Annotated in this window: 13 protein-coding genes; 6 read left to right on the top strand and 7 right to left on the bottom strand. The window is 60.1% G+C overall.

The genetic code is table 11. The features are described 5' to 3' along the window. The first annotated feature begins 219 nt into the window (after positions 1-219). The 3 genes from EJD88_RS11185 to EJD88_RS11175 are packed head-to-tail and all read left to right on the top strand — an operon-like array spanning position 220 to position 3,785. A complete protein-coding gene (locus EJD88_RS11185) occupies positions 220-879 on the top strand; it encodes a paraquat-inducible protein A (RefSeq protein ID WP_099583895.1) in 660 nt (219 codons plus the stop codon). Next, positions 866-1,489, top strand: coding sequence for a paraquat-inducible protein A (locus EJD88_RS11180; RefSeq protein WP_099583896.1), 624 nt, complete (start codon positions 866-868; stop codon positions 1,487-1,489). The genes EJD88_RS11185 and EJD88_RS11180 overlap by 14 nt, the downstream gene beginning before the upstream one ends. Next, positions 1,482-3,785, top strand: a complete 2,304-nt coding sequence (locus EJD88_RS11175; RefSeq protein WP_112193291.1) for a PqiB family protein — start codon at positions 1,482-1,484, stop codon at positions 3,783-3,785. Before EJD88_RS11180 ends, EJD88_RS11175 begins: the two co-directional genes overlap by 8 nt. Positions 3,786-3,887: 102 nt before the next feature. Here the strand turns inward: EJD88_RS11175 and mksF are convergent, their stop codons facing one another. The 3 genes from mksF to mksB are packed head-to-tail and all read right to left on the bottom strand — an operon-like array spanning position 3,888 to position 8,699. Next, positions 3,888-6,728 (bottom strand): Mks condensin complex protein MksF, encoded by a 2,841-nt coding sequence (mksF, locus tag EJD88_RS11170; RefSeq protein WP_158877957.1) that lies wholly within the window; start codon positions 6,726-6,728, stop codon positions 3,888-3,890. Beyond that, a complete protein-coding gene (mksE, locus tag EJD88_RS11165) occupies positions 6,725-7,432 on the bottom strand; it encodes an Mks condensin complex protein MksE (protein WP_065923985.1) in 708 nt (235 codons plus the stop codon). The genes mksF and mksE overlap by 4 nt, the downstream gene beginning before the upstream one ends. Next, positions 7,422-8,699, bottom strand: coding sequence for an Mks condensin complex protein MksB (mksB, locus tag EJD88_RS11160; RefSeq protein WP_053134085.1), 1,278 nt, complete (start codon positions 8,697-8,699; stop codon positions 7,422-7,424). Before mksB ends, mksE begins: the two co-directional genes overlap by 11 nt. A 187-nt stretch (positions 8,700-8,886) precedes the next feature. On the opposite strand from mksB, the gene EJD88_RS11155 reads away from it, so the two are divergent. Beyond that, positions 8,887-9,630, top strand: a complete 744-nt coding sequence (locus EJD88_RS11155) for an SPOR domain-containing protein (RefSeq protein ID WP_158877959.1) — start codon at positions 8,887-8,889, stop codon at positions 9,628-9,630. Beyond that, positions 9,623-10,075, top strand: coding sequence for a ribosomal protein S18-alanine N-acetyltransferase (gene rimI, locus EJD88_RS11150; RefSeq protein ID WP_099583901.1), 453 nt, complete (start codon positions 9,623-9,625; stop codon positions 10,073-10,075). Before EJD88_RS11155 ends, rimI begins: the two co-directional genes overlap by 8 nt. Positions 10,076-10,135: 60 nt before the next feature. Here the strand turns inward: rimI and EJD88_RS11145 are convergent, their stop codons facing one another. Further along, positions 10,136-10,540, bottom strand: coding sequence for a serine kinase/phosphatase (locus EJD88_RS11145; RefSeq protein WP_158877956.1), 405 nt, complete (start codon positions 10,538-10,540; stop codon positions 10,136-10,138). A 139-nt stretch (positions 10,541-10,679) separates the two neighbouring features. Here EJD88_RS11145 and can point away from each other — a divergent pair, with 139 nt between their 5' ends. Then, a complete protein-coding gene (gene can / locus EJD88_RS11140) occupies positions 10,680-11,324 on the top strand; it encodes a carbonate dehydratase (RefSeq protein ID WP_099583903.1) in 645 nt (214 codons plus the stop codon). Here can and EJD88_RS11135 read toward each other — a convergent pair. The 3 genes from EJD88_RS11135 to acpA all read right to left on the bottom strand — a co-directional run bounded on the left by EJD88_RS11135 (position 11,321) and on the right by acpA (position 14,983). Further along, a complete protein-coding gene (locus EJD88_RS11135; RefSeq protein ID WP_099583904.1) occupies positions 11,321-11,845 on the bottom strand; it encodes an SET domain-containing protein-lysine N-methyltransferase in 525 nt (174 codons plus the stop codon). The two genes, can and EJD88_RS11135, sit on opposite strands and share 4 nt — an antisense overlap. 146 nt (positions 11,846-11,991) lie before the next feature. Next, positions 11,992-13,161, bottom strand: coding sequence for a hypothetical protein (locus EJD88_RS11130; RefSeq protein ID WP_158877955.1), 1,170 nt, complete (start codon positions 13,159-13,161; stop codon positions 11,992-11,994). Between the two features lie 121 nt (positions 13,162-13,282). Continuing rightward, positions 13,283-14,983, bottom strand: coding sequence for an acid phosphatase (gene acpA / locus EJD88_RS11125; RefSeq protein WP_158877954.1), 1,701 nt, complete (start codon positions 14,981-14,983; stop codon positions 13,283-13,285). Positions 14,984-15,057 lie beyond the last annotated feature (74 nt).

The following is a 15,057-nucleotide window of genomic DNA, read 5'->3' as shown; positions in this document are numbered from 1 at the left end:
TAGTGAAACGATGCATCGCCGATGGTAGTGTGGGGTTTCCCCATGTGAGAGTAGGTCATCGTCAAGATTAAATTCCGAAACCCCATTTGCGAAAGCAGATGGGGTTTTGTTTTGGGCGGTCGGAAAGCGCGGTTAGACCCACGACAAATTTGCACAGTTATTTCTGAACCAGACCACTAGAATAGGTACCTAACCTTTTTTAGAGCCAGAGCCCTATTTATGCCCGATCCGGTTGATGCCCTTGAGGTGTCGGATTTACCACTGGACGACCTGGTGGCATGCCATGAGTGCGACTTACTGATGCGCAAACCCGTGCTCGCCCTCGGCGAAAAAGCCCAATGCCCGCGTTGCGGTTACGAGCTGTACGCTCACCGCCACAATGTCGTTGAGCGTAGTCTTGCCCTGGTACTCGCCGCGCTGTTGCTGTACATCCCCGCAAACTTTCTCCCCATCATGCAGCTCAATCTACTCGGGCAGTCCTCTGAGGACACCGTGTGGAGTGGCGTAGTCGGCCTATTTGATACTGGTATGCAAGGCGTTGCTGCCGTGGTGTTTCTATGCAGCATGGGCATTCCCTTGCTCAAATTGCTCTGCCAATTGGCGGTGTTGCTCAGTATTCGTTGGAAAGTCGGCCGCAGTTACGGCTTATTGTTGTACCGCATCTACCACCACATGAAAGATTGGGGAATGTTGGAGGTCTACTTGATGGGCGTGCTGGTGGCAATTGTGAAACTTGCCGACATGGCCGCCATCACGATTGGCCTCGGTTTGGTCTGCTTCGTCAGTCTATTAATGGTTCAGGTTCTGCTTGAGGTGGTGATGTCGCCGCACCAGATCTGGCAAGCGCTGTCGGGAGAGGATGATCATGCGGGCGATTGATGCGGGCATTCTGATTTGTACCGAATGCCACGAGTTGAACAAGCAGGAAGCAGATACCGATGAGCAAATCTGCTCCCGTTGCGGTGCGCTGATCCATGCCCGTCGCCCCAACAGCCTCGCGCGCACGTGGTCTTTGCTGATCACTGCCGCGATTTTATACATCCCCGCCAACCTGTTGCCGATCATGACGATCAACTCATTGGGTCAGGGTGACCCCAGCACCATCATGGCGGGTGTGATTCAACTGGTGCAGCACGGTATGTTTCCCATCGCAGCCGTGGTATTTATCGCCAGTATCCTGGTGCCCACGTTCAAGCTGGTTGGCATTGGCCTGCTACTGTTCTCGGTGCAGCGTCACCAGCCGCTTTCTGCACAGCAACGCATTGTGATGTACCGCTTTATCGAATTCATTGGGCGCTGGTCCATGTTGGATATCTTCGTGATCGCCATCCTTGTGGCGGTCGTAAACTTTGGACGGCTTGCCAGCGTCGAGGCCAACCTCGGTGCTGCGGCGTTCGCCAGTGTGGTGATCTTGACGATGCTTGCCGCTGTAACTTTTGATCCCCGACTGATTTGGGATAACACGGAGTCGGACGACGACCATGAGTGATTTGCCTAAAGCTAAAACCCGTCCAGCTTCCAACTGGTCGGCCATTTGGGTGTTACCCCTGATTGCCCTGATCATCGGCGGCTGGTTGGGATGGCGTGCCTATTCCCAGCAGGGCATTGAGATCCAAGTGCGCTTTGAAAGCGGCGAAGGCATCCAGGTCAACAAGACTGAAGTTGTCTACAAAGGCATGCCAGTGGGTAAGGTCAAAGCCTTGGCCTTGGATGACGAGGGCAATAATCGCGGGGTGATTGCCACCATCGAGATGAACAAGGACGTCGATCAATACCTCAAGACCAACACGCGCTTCTGGCTGGTCAAACCCAGCGTCAGCCTCGCCGGTATCACTGGCTTGGAAACCCTGGTCTCAGGTAACTACATCGCCGCCAGCCCTGGCGATGGCGAACCCACACGTAAATTCAAGGCGCTCTCTGAAGAGCCGCCATTATCCGACGCCAAGCCCGGCCTGCATCTGACCATCAAGGCTGATCGTCTAGGCTCGCTGAACCGTGGCAGCCCTGTCTTCTACAAGCAGATCCAGGTCGGTCAGGTCAAAAGCTACCTGCTGTCCGAGGATCAGAGCACCGTCGAGATCAAGGTCTACATCGAACCGACTTACGCTAACCTGGTGCGCAAACACACGCGTTTCTGGAATGCCAGCGGCATCAGCATCGACGCCAACCTTTCCGGTGTGAAAGTGCGCAGCGAGTCGCTCTCCAGCATCGTCGCCGGCGGGATAGCGTTCGCCACTCCGGAAAATCGAAAAGACAGCCCACCCACCGATCCAAGCCTACCGTTCCGGTTATACGAAGACTTCGACGCCGCCGCGGCTGGCATCAGGGTCAAGGTCAAGCTCACTGACTTCGAAGGCCTGCAAGCTGGGCGTACCCCGGTGATGTACAAAGGCATCCAGGTCGGCAGCCTTAAAACCCTGAAGATCGACCCCGACCTGTCCAGCGCTAACGCCGAGTTGACCCTCGACCCATTGGCCGAAGACTACCTGGTGCAGGACACCCAATTCTGGGTAGTCAAGCCGTCCATTTCCCTGGCAGGCATCACCGGTCTGGAAGCTTTGGTAAAAGGTAACTACATCGCCGTCCGTCCCGGCGATAAGGGCAGCGCTCCTCAGCGTGAATACGTCGCCCGCGCCAAAGCACCACCGCTGGACCTGCGCTCTCCCGGCCTGCACATGGTGCTATTCACCGATAACCTTGGCTCCCTGGATGTCGGCAGCCCGATCCTTTACAAGCAGGTCAGAGTCGGTTCGGTACAGAGCTACCAGTTCTCGCGCAAGAACAAGCAACTGGTGATTGGCGTTCACATCGAGAAGGAATACGAAAACCTGGTCAACGGTTCCACGCGTTTCTGGAATGCCAGTGGCGTCACCCTGACCGGTGGCCTCACCGGCGGCATCCAGGTGAAGAGTGAATCCCTCGCCAGCCTGATGGCCGGCGGCATCGCGTTCGAAACGCCACAGCCGAACGTACCCCTGAAAAAGCGCATTCCGCGTTTCCGCTTGTTCGCCGACCGTGAAGCCGCCAACCAGCACGGCACTCTGGTGACCATCAAGGTTGACCGCGCCGATGGCCTGCGCCCAGGCACTGCGGTACGTTTCAAAGGCCTGGATGTCGGCAAGATCGAGAGTGTCGACCTGAGTGCCGATATGCAGTCGGTGCTGCTCAGTGCTCGCATCACCCAGGTGGCGGACCGGATCGCACGTGCCGGTAGCCAGTTCTGGGTGGTCAAGCCGGAGCTCGGCCTGATGAAAACCTCCAACCTGGAAACCCTGGTTACCGGCCAATACATCGAAGTGCAACCCGCAGTAAAAAGCTCGGGTCCGCAAAAGAGCTTCGTCGCCCTGGACCAGCCGCCTGAGGTGGTACACCAAGAGGAAGGCCTGAGCCTCACGCTCAGCGCCGCACGCCGTGGCTCGTTGAAGGAAGGTGTGCCTGTGACTTATCGTGAGGTTACCGTGGGCAAAGTTACGGGCTACGAGTTGGGCCAAACCGCTGACCGCGTGCTGATCCACATCCTGATCGAACCCAAGTACGCATCGCTGGTGCGCGGTGGCAGTCGTTTCTGGAATACCAGTGGCTTCGGTCTCGACTTCGGCCTCTTCAAAGGCGCCACCGTACGGACTGAGTCCTTGGAGACGCTGGTTGCCGGCGGCATCGCCTTCGCCACGCCAGACGGCGAGCGGATGGGTAACGCTGCGCGGCCACAGCAGACCTTCCCGTTGTTTGATAAGTTTGAAGATGAATGGCTGACCTGGGCGCCTAAAATTCCGCTCGGCAAGTAGACCCAGGCGCGGCTATCGGGGGCTTGCCCCCGTGAGGCCGCCCCAGACACAAAAAAGGCCCCTGGGGAGAACCCAGGGGTCTTTGCATTTCAGCCCAAAAAATCAGACCTCATCCAACTCCGGTTCATCCGCCTGCACATTCACCGTCGCCTTCACCACATCGTGACGACGGATGTACTTCCAATCCGCCTCATCGATGTAGATCCCGTTCGGGCCGCTGCCACCTTCCAGGTCAATCGCCACCTGGGCAGACACTTGCGGCTTCACACTCGCCAGAATCGGCACGAAGCCCAGTTGCAGGCTGGTTTCCAGCAACGCGGCCTGGTTCTTCTCGTCGATGTCCGCCGCTTCATCCAGGTAGTACGGCAAGCGCACACGCCCAGCCTGATCGCGGTCCATCAGGTGCAGCAACAAGTACATGTTGGTCAGCGCCTTGATGGTCATGGTGGTGCCGTTGGACGCCGCACCATCAATGTCGGTGTGAATGACCGGCTGACCATTTACCTTGGTGATCTCAAACGCCAGCTCGAACAAGTCCTTGAGGCCCAACTGGTTGTGGTTGGCCGCCACCAGACGCGCCAGATACTCCTTGGCCTCTTCGTTCTTGTTGTCTTGCTCGGCGCTCTGGCTGAGGTCGAACACCGACAGCGTTTCGCCTTCCTCGTACTGACCCGCACTGTGGATGATCTGGTCGATATGCTTGAGAGCTTCTTTGTTCGGCGCCAGCACGATGCGGAAGCTTTGCAGGTTGGACACCTGACGCTTGTTGATCTCGCGGTTGAACAACGCCAACTGGTGCTCAAGGCTGTCGTAGTCGCTGCGGATATTGCGCAGGGTCCGAGCGATATCGGTCACCGCCGCGCGGCGCGCCTTGCCCAGCGTCAGCGCTTCATCAGTGCGGTGGGCGTAGGCATTGATCAGCAGTTGCAGACGGCGCTCAACATCATCCTCGCTGTCGAACTTGGCCACGCCCTTGAGGCGCACCTGCGCATACAGCGCCTCGATCTGGCCATCGGCGCGCAGCAGACCTTGCCAGCTGTCCTGATAGTCATTGAGCAACGGCAGCAGGTTGTCCATGGAGTCGTCGACCGGGTCCATAAACGGCGTGCCGAACGGCAAATCCGCTGGCAGCAACTGACGACGGCGCAAGGCGTCGTCCAGCGTACGTTGCTTGGCTTCCATGTCGCCAATCTGCCGGCCGACCAGTTGCAGCTTCGCCGACAGTTGTTGGACACGTTCGGTAAACGCATCGCTGGAGCGCTTCAACTCGTCCTGGGCGGCTTCCATCTGCGCCAGGTTTTCCAGCTTCTCGCCTTCTTCGGCGCTCAGGGTTTGCGCACGGCGGAAGTCTTCCAGGGCCTTTTGCGCGTCAAGCACCTGCTGGTAAAGCGCCTCGGTCTGGGTCTTGCTCGCGGCGCGGTCGGACGCTACAGCCTGCTGCGTCTTGAGTTGCTTGAGTTCTTTTTCCAGGCGTTCCTTCTGGTCGCGCAATGCGGCGCGATCTGCCAGGGCCTGCAACGCCGGCGGCTCGATGTGGGAGATGTCGATGGACAGCCCCGGCACGTCAAAGCGCTCGCCCTTGAAGCCATCGAGGATCTGCTCCAGGGATTTGACCCACTGGCCGTCCTCGTCCAGCGTGATGCCATGCTCACCCAACGGCAGGCTGAACAACGAGCTGTTGAACAGACGCATCAGACGCTCGACATCCTGCTGTGAGAATTCTTCCCGCAGTTTGGCGTAGCTGTTGTTGTCGGCGTGATCAAGCTGCTGTCTGACCGACTTCAAGCGTTTTTCCAAGTCGCGCAGACGCTCGTCCAAGTCTTCGGCGCTGAACTGACGTGACTGCGCCAAAGCGCCCGCCAGCTCATCGTGGGCATCCTTGGCCGCCAGCAGTTGCTGTTCCAGCACCTTCACGTCATCCACCAGGGCAAAGCGATGCTTGAGCACCGACAGCTCGCCCAACCAGCGCTGGATGCCGCTGATCTCACGCTCCAGGCGCATCAACTCCTGGGTGCCACCGCGCTGATCGTTCTGCAGCGCGTCTTGCTCGTTGCGGTAGTGCTCGGCCTGGATGGTCAGCTCTTCCTTGCGTGCACTGGCGTAATCGGACCAGGTGCCCAGCAGCGAGTCCAGCAGCGGCGACAGGCGATGCAGTTTGCCGCGCAAGCTGTCGCGCTGGCGAACGCCATTGGCCAACGCTTCGACCAGCGGGCCCGCGGCGACCAGCGAGTTGTAGTCCTGCTCCATGCGTCGCACATCGCGAAAGGCTTCTTCGCACGCAGCGATGTAATCCACGCTACCGGAACGCAGGCTGTGTTCGAAGGCATCGAGGAACAATTGCTTGAGCTTGGCTGCGGTGATTTCGCGCATGTGCAGCAGGTTGATAAACAACGCACGGAAGGTCTTCAGGCTCTGCTCGCTGGTGGAGCGCAGCGGGATCAGCGTCAGGTCCAGCGGGATCGAGGTGTGGCCGCCCACCAGCAAACGCCGCAGTTCATCCGGCTTGAGTTCGTAGGCTTTGAGGCCTTCGCGCTCAAGGTTGGTGAACAGCTCTTTCTGACGCAGGCACGTGTCGTTCTTTTGGTAGTGCGCCAGGTCCAGCTTGCCCGCATAGGCGAAGAACTGGTGACCGAAACCACCGCCCGGGCCGCGCCCGACCACGCCGATCACGTGCGGGCCGTGGGGCAGGGAGACTTCCACCAGGATGTAGCTGGTGTCGGTAGCAAAGTAGAAGCGCCGCGATTGTTCCAGGGTGTACTTGCCGAAACTCATGTCCGACATGCGTGCCAGGATCGGGAACTGCAAGGCGTTGATCGACGCGGATTTACCCAGGTTGTTTGCGCCATACACCGACAGCGGTTCTTCCAGCGGGAACAACCCCAAGCTGTAGCCGGCAGTGTTCAATAGGGCGAAGCGGCGGATGCCGTAGCGTTCCTTGCTCATGCGTCGGTCTCCTGTTCTTCGGCAATGGCGCGGGCCAGTGCGTCTTCTTCGCTTTCGTCCGCGAAGTCGCTGAGGTCCAGCGGGTCATCGGTCTTCAGCAGTTTTTCATCGCTGTCTTCGTCAATGATCACCGGCACCGGCAGTGGCAACACGCTGTGTACGCTGGCCGCCAGGTCGCGGTCCTGCTGCACCGACAGGCACACGTCGAGGAAGCGGTGCATCGGCGGCAGGAAGCGGTAAATGCCGTTGTCCTCGCTGGCAAAACCCAGTTGGGTCATACGGCGCATGATTTTTTCTTCGAGTTCTTCCTGGGTCTGCACTTCGGCCTGGATAAACAGGTCGCGGTATTTTTCCAGCAGGGACGGCAGCTCGTCGCGGCCCAGGCTGCCACCGTCGAGCACGGCGATCGGGTCGCGGCCCTGATCGGCCAGGTGCTCGACGATGATGAAGGTGAACAGCGCCAGGCGCTGGGCGGTCTTGTTCACCTGCGCGCTGGCGATGGCGGAGTCCGGCACGAAGTAATAAAAACCACGGGTGTCGCATACCAGCTCAAAGCCCAGGGCCTTGAACAGCGTGCGGTACTGGTCCTGGAAGTTCGACAGTTGTGCGTACAGCTCCGGGTCGCGGCGGCTGACGTGGTAACCCTTGAACAGCTCGCGAAAGATCGGCGCCAACTGGGACAGTTCGGATAGATCAAGATGCATAAGGTGTACTCGCAGGATGCTCGGCGGCGTCGGTGCCGGCCGGGAGCAGGGCGAATGAGCGCAGGCTGACCTGGTGCTCGTGTGTGTGGTAATCGCGACGTTCCAGGCGTTCGCGCTTGAAGCGCTTCTCACGGGACAGTCGCGAGAACCAGTACAGCAATTCGTCGGTGGCGCCGTCCGGTTCCTGCTCCAGCAGCCAAGTCATCAGGTCCGGCATCGGCAGGGCGTCTTCGCAACGCTCCAGCATTTCCTTGACCGTACGTGGCGCACGCTGGGCTTCGCCCTTGTGGGATTTGTGCGCCTTGGGGAACCGTGCCGGTTTCGGCTCGAAATTCGCCAGGGCATATACATAGGCTTCCACCTGACTCGCGCTACCAAGGAAGGTACTTTGCGGCCGGGTGAACATGGGCATGGCGGCCTGGGGTACCGCATCCAGGCCTTTGCGGCGGATGGCCGACAGCGCCAGTGCCGCGCCACGGGTCACGGCGTTGTGCCGGCGCGCTTCTTCACGCAGCGGCAACAGCAGCTCGCGGGCATGACGCAAGGTCAACTGGGCGCTGGTCTGCATTTCGAGGATGCGCGCGTGGGTGCGCAGCAGCATGTCGTCGTCCACCAGGTGGCCAAGACGCTGTTGCTCGGTGAGCATGCGCAGCAGCACATTCTCGACCTTGCGCACGCCTTGCTCGAAGGCGCCGTCGGCGTTCACCAGTTGGATCATGGGTTCGACGTATTCGTCCCAGGTCGCCAGCACTTCAGCGTAACGCTGGCGCAACGGGATCTGCCGGTCGCTGGTCTTGGCACGGTCTGCCACGGCCGCGAGGGCTTGTTCGTCGTTGGCGAGTTTTTTCAGCACATCCCGCACGCGCATATCCAGCAGGCGCAGCTGGCGGGCCAGGTCGTGGCCGTCACGGATGTCGAAGGCGTCCTGGATATAACCGGCCAGGCGCTCAAGGTGGCGCAGGTAGGCTTCGATTTCCAGGCACAGGCCAAGCCGGTGCTCCTTGCGAAGATAAGCCAGGAAATCGTGGATCTGCGCGTTGAGCTCGAAACGGTTCGGGCTCTTGGCGACAGGCACCAGGATATCCAGGCGAATCCACACGTCCAGCAGGCTGGTGATGTCCTGGGGCGTGCTGTCCAGTTGTTGGGCGGCCAGTTGTGCGCGCAGCTCGCTCAGGCTCAGGGTGCCTTGGTCGAAGTGTTCGCACAGTGGCTCAAGTAAGGCCCAGTGTTCGGCGAGGGCGCGCAGGACGCGCTTGGGTTCGATCATGGGAATGGCCGGCTGGTTGGCGATTAAAAGTCGCGATTGTACTGCATCAAGCGGGGGATTTATCCACAGCCGGTCAGTGCGCAGTGGGCGATTGTTACCGAACAGCGGTAGAATCCCCGCTCTTTACTTATCCACAAGTGGCCGAGCTGTGCTTATCGAGTCCCGACGTCGCGCTTACTTGACCGCCATGCAGGTGGTCAACTGGCTGCCCCGCACCGAACTGCCGTTTGCCGCGCCGTCGCGGCCCGAGCTGCTACAGGCGCTTGAGCCCGATGAGGCGTTCCAGACCTCGGGCGAGGAGGCTGCCGCACCGGTGGCCGTGGTCAAGCCGCAGCCGCAGGCGCGCCCGGCGGTCGAGCGCACCAAGATCGAAGTGCCACGCCCGTCGCCGATAGCCAAGCCCGTGGTCGCCGAGGCGCAGGCCCCGGTGGTCAAGACCCCGGCAGTGCCGCCGCCACGCTTTGCCCTGCAATTGCTGCGCGCCGGGCGCTGCCTGCTACTGGTGGAATTGCCCACCGGCGAGCGTTTCCAGACCCGCGATCCCGCTTATATGTTGCTCAAAGACATGCTGCGCGCCGCCGGTTTGCCCGACAGCCCGCAAATCGTCGGTGATCCGGTGCGCTGGCCGCTGTTGGTGCGCGGCACCATGGACCAGGGCCCGGAAGCGGCGCGGGATTTTGTGCAGAGCTTTGTCTCGGCGCGCCTGGAAGACGAACCCTGTGTGTGCCTGTGGCTGATCGGCCTGCCCGCCGTGCGGTTTGCCGGTGAGGCCAATGCCGAGTCCTGGTACCGCGAACTGCAGGTCGAAGGCCTGGGTTCGGTATGGGCCCTGCCGGGCCTCGAATTATTAATGGAAGAGCCACAGCGTAAGGCTGATGTCTGGCAAGCCATGCGCCGGCTGATGGCGCGCTGGAAAACAACCGATGAGTGAGGCTTTATCCTTCCGCCCGATGACCGAGGCTGACCTCGACGCCGTGCTGAAAATCGAATACGCGGCGTTCAGCCATCCCTGGACCCGCGGCATCTTTATGGACGGGCTGGGCAAGTACCAGATCTGGCTGATGTTTGAAGGTGAGCAGCAGGTGGGTCATGGCGTCGTGCAGATCATCCTCGACGAGGCGCATTTGCTCAACATCACCGTCAAGCCGGAAAACCAGGGCCGTGGTTTGGGCTTGAGCTTGCTCGAACACTTGATGTCTCGGGCCTATGAGGCCAAGGCGCGGGAATGTTTCCTGGAAGTGCGCGACAGCAATACCGGCGCTTTTCGCTTGTACGAGCGCTATGGCTTTAACGAGATTGGCCGTCGTCGGGATTACTACCCGGCTGTCGGTGGTCGCGAAGATGCGGTCGTCATGGCCTGCACCCTCGTCGACTAAACGTTGAAACCCATGTGGGAGGGGGCTTGCCCCTCCCACATTTTGTTGAACCGCATTTCTTCAGCGGTTGCCGTCTACCGGGTCGAGATCGGCCAACTCCGCCTCATCCAACCCATTCCCGCCGCCAATCGCATCTTCATCCACGATACTCAGGTCGTAGTCCGCAGGATTATCTTCACCTTCCTCCCGGACATCCCGCGCACCATCCTCATGGATCAGGGTTTCCGGACTCATATCGTCATCGGTAGGCTCGTGATCATCCGTCGAAGCCCCCGTCAGACCGGCTTCACGCACCCGTTCGGCGGGCATCAGGTGCTCGCGTTCACGACGTGGGATCTCATCGCCGATCTCCGCCGTCGGTTCCTCTTCGTCAAAATCCAACTCGCGCATCGACCCCATGCGATCTTCGTTGTCGTCAATTGGTTCGGGCTGGGTAGCGCCGTAGGGACGTCGTGATTCAGTCATGGCCAATCCTCATACTGTGGGGCTTATAGTGTGTGGACAGGCACGGCGCGCCAAAGATTCAAGCTAATTTGCGCATCGCGTGACCTGGACGATGGGTTGTCAGTCACAAAACTGCGCATCATTCCTGAGGCTTTCCCTGATGAACGAACTACAAGACCTGCTTGATAACAACGAACGCTGGGCGGATGCGATCAAACAGGAAGATCCCGAATTCTTCGCCAAGCTCGCCCGCCAGCAAACCCCGGAATACCTTTGGATCGGCTGCTCCGACGCCCGTGTGCCGGCCAACGAGATCGTCGGCATGCTGCCGGGTGATCTGTTCGTGCACCGCAACGTGGCCAACGTGGTGCTGCACACCGACCTCAACTGCCTGTCGGTGATCCAGTACGCAGTCGACGTGCTGAAGGTCAAACACATCCTCGTCACCGGTCACTATGGCTGCGGCGGTGTGCGGGCGTCGATGCAGGATCGCCAGTTCGGCCTGATCGACGGCTGGCTGCGCACCATTCGCGACCTGTACTACGAAAACCGCGACGTGCTGTCCCAGTTGCCGACCGAAGAAGAACGCGTGGACCGCATGTGCGAGCTGAACGTGATTCAGCAGGTGGCCAACGTCGGCCACACCAGCATTGTGCAAAACGCCTGGCACCGTGGGCAGAGCCTGTCCATCCATGGCTGCATCTACGGCATCAAGGATGGCCGCTGGAAGAGCTTGAACACCACCATCAGTGGCTTCGAGCAACTGCCGCCGCAATACCGCCTGCGTCCACTGGGCGAAGCCTAAGGCCGTTTACGCATCCGCCACTGGGCCATGAAGGCCTGGCCTTCGGCATTCAATGGTTCCTGGCTGCCGGTGATCCAGCCCCGGCAGTTCAGCTCGCCGCATTGGCAAGCGAACTGCCGGAACAGCACATCTTCAGTGCTGGCGTAGTCCAGGGTCAGCCAGGCGCCGGCGGCGATGGGTTGCACGGTCCAGAGCTCCAGGTACGTGGTGTCGAAGAACACATTCGGGTTGCACGAATGCTGTAAGAGGCCGCAGAACCAACAGTCGTACAAGTGGATGCGCGGGGACAACTGCAGCGTGTGCAGGCGTCGTTCGCCCACTGCGTAGCCGGAGACAATGGCAATGCGCGTGCGGCCGTCCAAGGCTGTGCGCGCCTTGATGCCACCTCCCGCGTCATTTGCGGTGCGTACGACCTTGAACTGCTCGGACGAAGGGTAGCCCTGTTCAATTCGCAGCGTCTTGAACGGGTATAAACATTCACTTGCAGCAGTTCTAGCCTTATCCATGGCTTGAGTTTTCATAACTCTCCTTGGTTAGGCTGCATCGACCTGCGGGTGGTGTCTGACGGCCAGTCTTGCAGCGGATGGGCGCGGCTCAAGACTCGCTTAAGTTGGATCCGATTTCTACTGTCAAATATGACAGTAGAAACGGGTTTTTTTTCTGCGCTTTACAACGCAGGCTCCGTGATCAGGGGGGCAGGAGCGGCGTTTTTCAGCTGTTTCAACTGAGTTTTGATCGCTGATGTGGCGCACTTGGTGTTGGCCTGCTCCGGGCTCAGTTCGCGCACTGAGGTGTAGAACAACTCACAGGTCTTCTCTTTGCGCGTCACCTGCCAGGTATTCATGCAGGCCTTGAGCAGCACATTCGGGTCGCTGGCCGGTTTCTGGACCATCCCGGCCTGCCAGCAGGCGGCGCTGAGATCCTGGCCCATTACTTTCAAGCCCGCCTCGTCGGCCTTTTGTTCGTTGCCGTCGTAGGTCTCGGGGTCGGCGGCGTACCAGATATAGCTTGGGTGGTTGGCGCCCAGTACCGATACGGCTTTGCCCTCGATCGGGTTTATTTGCGCCAAACCCAGTACGCCCACGGTTTGCCCGTACTGCTGCTTGATCCAGTTACGCACCGGCGCGCCGAACGCCACCATTGGCAGCGAGCCGTCGGGCAGCAGGCTCAGTTCCTTGACCATGCGCGTTTGGTAGTCGGTGAAGTAGCTGTAGATGCCTTCCAAGTCCTTGCCGGCGTTGGAGGGGGCGGCGATGGGGGCGATATCGATGATGGTCTGGTAAGCCGGGGTTTCGGTGGCCGGCACGCCGTTGCTGGTGAGCAAGTCGGCCCAGCGATCCGTGGTTTTCGACTCCAGGTAATCCTGCGCCTGAGTCAATGAATAGTCCGGCGGGAAGTGCAGCAGCTCAATACTCTTACGGTTTTCCAGGGCCATGCCCAATGGCAGGAACAGGTACCAGCTGTAGGCCCACTTGCCGTCGCTGTTGAGCTTGCTGGCGCCTTGGTAAGCCAGGTCTGCAGTGTTGAGCAACGTCGTCAGGGGTTGGCCATAGCTGTCGGGAACGCCGCTGAAGGTTGCCACGACTTGGCCGTCATGGCTCTTGACGCTGACCTTGGCGCGGCTGTAACCGTCGCGCACCAGGCTTTGGTTCAGATAGTGCTCGGCGGTCTGCTCCAGCGTCCAGGGACGAAAGCAGATCACATTGCAGTTGTTGGGGAACGCGAACAGCTGGGTAACCCGTTGCGTGCTACCCAGTGGTACCTCGACATCGGCGTGTACGACTGCACTGCACATCAGTGCGGCCAGGGCGAGGGAAAGCCCGGTCGGTTTGAACATAGTTGATTCCTTGTCAGCGAAAGCCCGTCTGCGCGGGGTGAAAGCCCACCTCCTCACAGTAGCGGTTGACCAGGAAAACCGCGTGCTAAATCGCTGGGCGTGTCGCTATTGGATAAGAAACCTACAGGTTGAACTGCAAGGCGTTGCTCAAATCGCCCATGGGTTTCTGGCCGCGGGCGATCATCGCGTCATCGCGCTGCTTGAGGCCGTCGAGGGTCTCCAGTTGGAAGACCCGGGTGATCAAGCGCAGGATCGACGCGGTGTCGTACACCGTATGGTCCACCGTGCCTTTACGTGCGAACGGCGACACCACCAGCGCCGGAACCCGCGTGCCAGGGCCCCAGCGATCGCCTTTGGGCGGTGCGACGTGGTCCCACCAGCCGCCGTTTTCATCGACGGTGACGATCACCACCATGTTTTTCCACTGCGGGCTGTCCTGCAGCACCTTCAACGCGCGGGCGATATGGCGGTCGCCCGAGGCCACGTCGGCGTAACCGGCATGCATGTTCAGGTTGCCCTGGGGTTTGTAGAAACTCACGGCCGGCAGCTTGCCAGCCTGGGCATCGGTGAAAAACTTATTGGTGCTGGACTCATCGCCCAAACCGCCATCGCGCAGGCGCTTGTCACGTTCTGCACGGTTCTCGGGCCCCTGTTTTTTGAAATAGTTGAACGGCTGATGGTGGTACTGGAAGTTCGGGATCTTCGGAATGCCCCCCGAATCCTTGAACTGATCCAACGTCGCCTGCCAGGCCCCTGCATACCAGGCCCAGTCGACGTTCTTTTTCGACAGCTTGTCGCCGATGTGTTCGTGGGTCTGCGGCACCAGCACGTTGGGCAGGTCGGGTTTGGAGTAATCCGGGTTCTGCGGGTCGCGAATCCACGTCGGCCAATAGGGCGGGGCCAGGGTATTCACGGCGAAACCGTCCGGGGTCAGCGCGCTGGGGCCGAACTGCGGCGGGCCAGTCATGGCGCTGGCCGGGGATTTTTCGAGCGGTTTGAGGCGGGTGTCGGTCGGGTCATCGCTTTGCAACGTGGCGATCTGCGCCTTGGCCACCGACGCGGCCGCATTCGGATAAACCGGCGCCGTGGCGCTGATCAGGTACTGATGATTAAGGAACGAACCGCCGAACGCACCCTGGAAGAAGTTATCGCAGAGCACAAACTCCTTGGCCACGTCCCACAGGCGCAGGGAATAACGGCTTTGTGCGTAACGGCCCATCACCAGCCCGCCGGAATCCGCCCAGGCGACGAAGCCATCGTTCTTGCCGCCGTTGATCTGCATCTGGTTCTGATAAAACACGTGCCACAAATCGCGGGTGACCAGGCTCAGCGGCAGGTCCTCGCCACTCGGCCCCTTGAGATCAAAAGGGGCGTTGGGCAGGTTTTCCTGGAATTGCACTTCGCTGGGGTACGTCACCCCGTCGACGGTTTGCGGGCCGACTTGCAGTACGCCGCCCCAGGCCGGTGGCAGCGTGCTCAATAAGCTGCCATCGCGGTCGCGTTGCTGGGTGTCGGTTGCGGACAGCGCGGAAAGCGGTTTCTCAACACCTGGGAAATCCGCAAACAGGTTGTTGAAGCTGCGGTTCTCGGCATAGATCACCACCACGGTTTTCACCTGGTCCTGCAAGGCCTTGTCCAATTCCTGGGGCGTGAGTGGCCGCGCTGCAGGTTTTCCCGATGTGTCACCGGTGTGGCCGCAGGCACTCAAGGTCGCCCCCACCCCCAACACAGCCGCGCCTCCCAGGAAGCGCCGCCGGCTGCTGTCTACGGGCGGATTGGATGTGGAACCTGGGGCGGGGCGGTCTTCGTGCTCGTCACTCATTGCGGGGAGTCCTTGCTGGCGAGTTGTTGCAAGATATTTCGCAGGACGGTAGCAATGCAATGTGACGGAACGAA

Source organism: Pseudomonas sp. PB105 (assembly GCF_009764655.1).
Classification (GTDB): Bacteria; Pseudomonadota; Gammaproteobacteria; order Pseudomonadales; family Pseudomonadaceae; genus Aquipseudomonas; species Aquipseudomonas cyclaminis.
Note: the sequence above shows the minus strand (reverse complement) of the source record. Positions and strands in the feature narration are given on the sequence as shown.

What these genes read in the sequence shown, in the direction of transcription:
- EJD88_RS11185 (WP_099583895.1), top strand. Translation starts at nt 220, where the DNA reads ATGCCCGATCCGGTTGATGCCCTTGAGGTGTCGGATTTACCACTGGAC.
- EJD88_RS11180 (WP_099583896.1), top strand. Translation starts at nt 866, where the DNA reads ATGCGGGCGATTGATGCGGGCATTCTGATTTGTACCGAATGCCACGAG.
- EJD88_RS11175 (WP_112193291.1), top strand. Translation starts at nt 1,482, where the DNA reads ATGAGTGATTTGCCTAAAGCTAAAACCCGTCCAGCTTCCAACTGGTCG.
- mksF (WP_158877957.1), bottom strand. Translation starts at nt 6,728, where the DNA reads ATGAGCAAGGAACGCTACGGCATCCGCCGCTTCGCCCTATTGAACACT.
- mksE (WP_065923985.1), bottom strand. Translation starts at nt 7,432, where the DNA reads ATGCATCTTGATCTATCCGAACTGTCCCAGTTGGCGCCGATCTTTCGC.
- mksB (WP_053134085.1), bottom strand. Translation starts at nt 8,699, where the DNA reads ATGATCGAACCCAAGCGCGTCCTGCGCGCCCTCGCCGAACACTGGGCC.
- EJD88_RS11155 (WP_158877959.1), top strand. Translation starts at nt 8,887, where the DNA reads ATGCAGGTGGTCAACTGGCTGCCCCGCACCGAACTGCCGTTTGCCGCG.
- rimI (WP_099583901.1), top strand. Translation starts at nt 9,623, where the DNA reads ATGAGTGAGGCTTTATCCTTCCGCCCGATGACCGAGGCTGACCTCGAC.
- EJD88_RS11145 (WP_158877956.1), bottom strand. Translation starts at nt 10,540, where the DNA reads ATGACTGAATCACGACGTCCCTACGGCGCTACCCAGCCCGAACCAATT.
- can (WP_099583903.1), top strand. Translation starts at nt 10,680, where the DNA reads ATGAACGAACTACAAGACCTGCTTGATAACAACGAACGCTGGGCGGAT.
- EJD88_RS11135 (WP_099583904.1), bottom strand. Translation starts at nt 11,845, where the DNA reads ATGAAAACTCAAGCCATGGATAAGGCTAGAACTGCTGCAAGTGAATGT.
- EJD88_RS11130 (WP_158877955.1), bottom strand. Translation starts at nt 13,161, where the DNA reads ATGTTCAAACCGACCGGGCTTTCCCTCGCCCTGGCCGCACTGATGTGC.
- acpA (WP_158877954.1), bottom strand. Translation starts at nt 14,983, where the DNA reads ATGAGTGACGAGCACGAAGACCGCCCCGCCCCAGGTTCCACATCCAAT.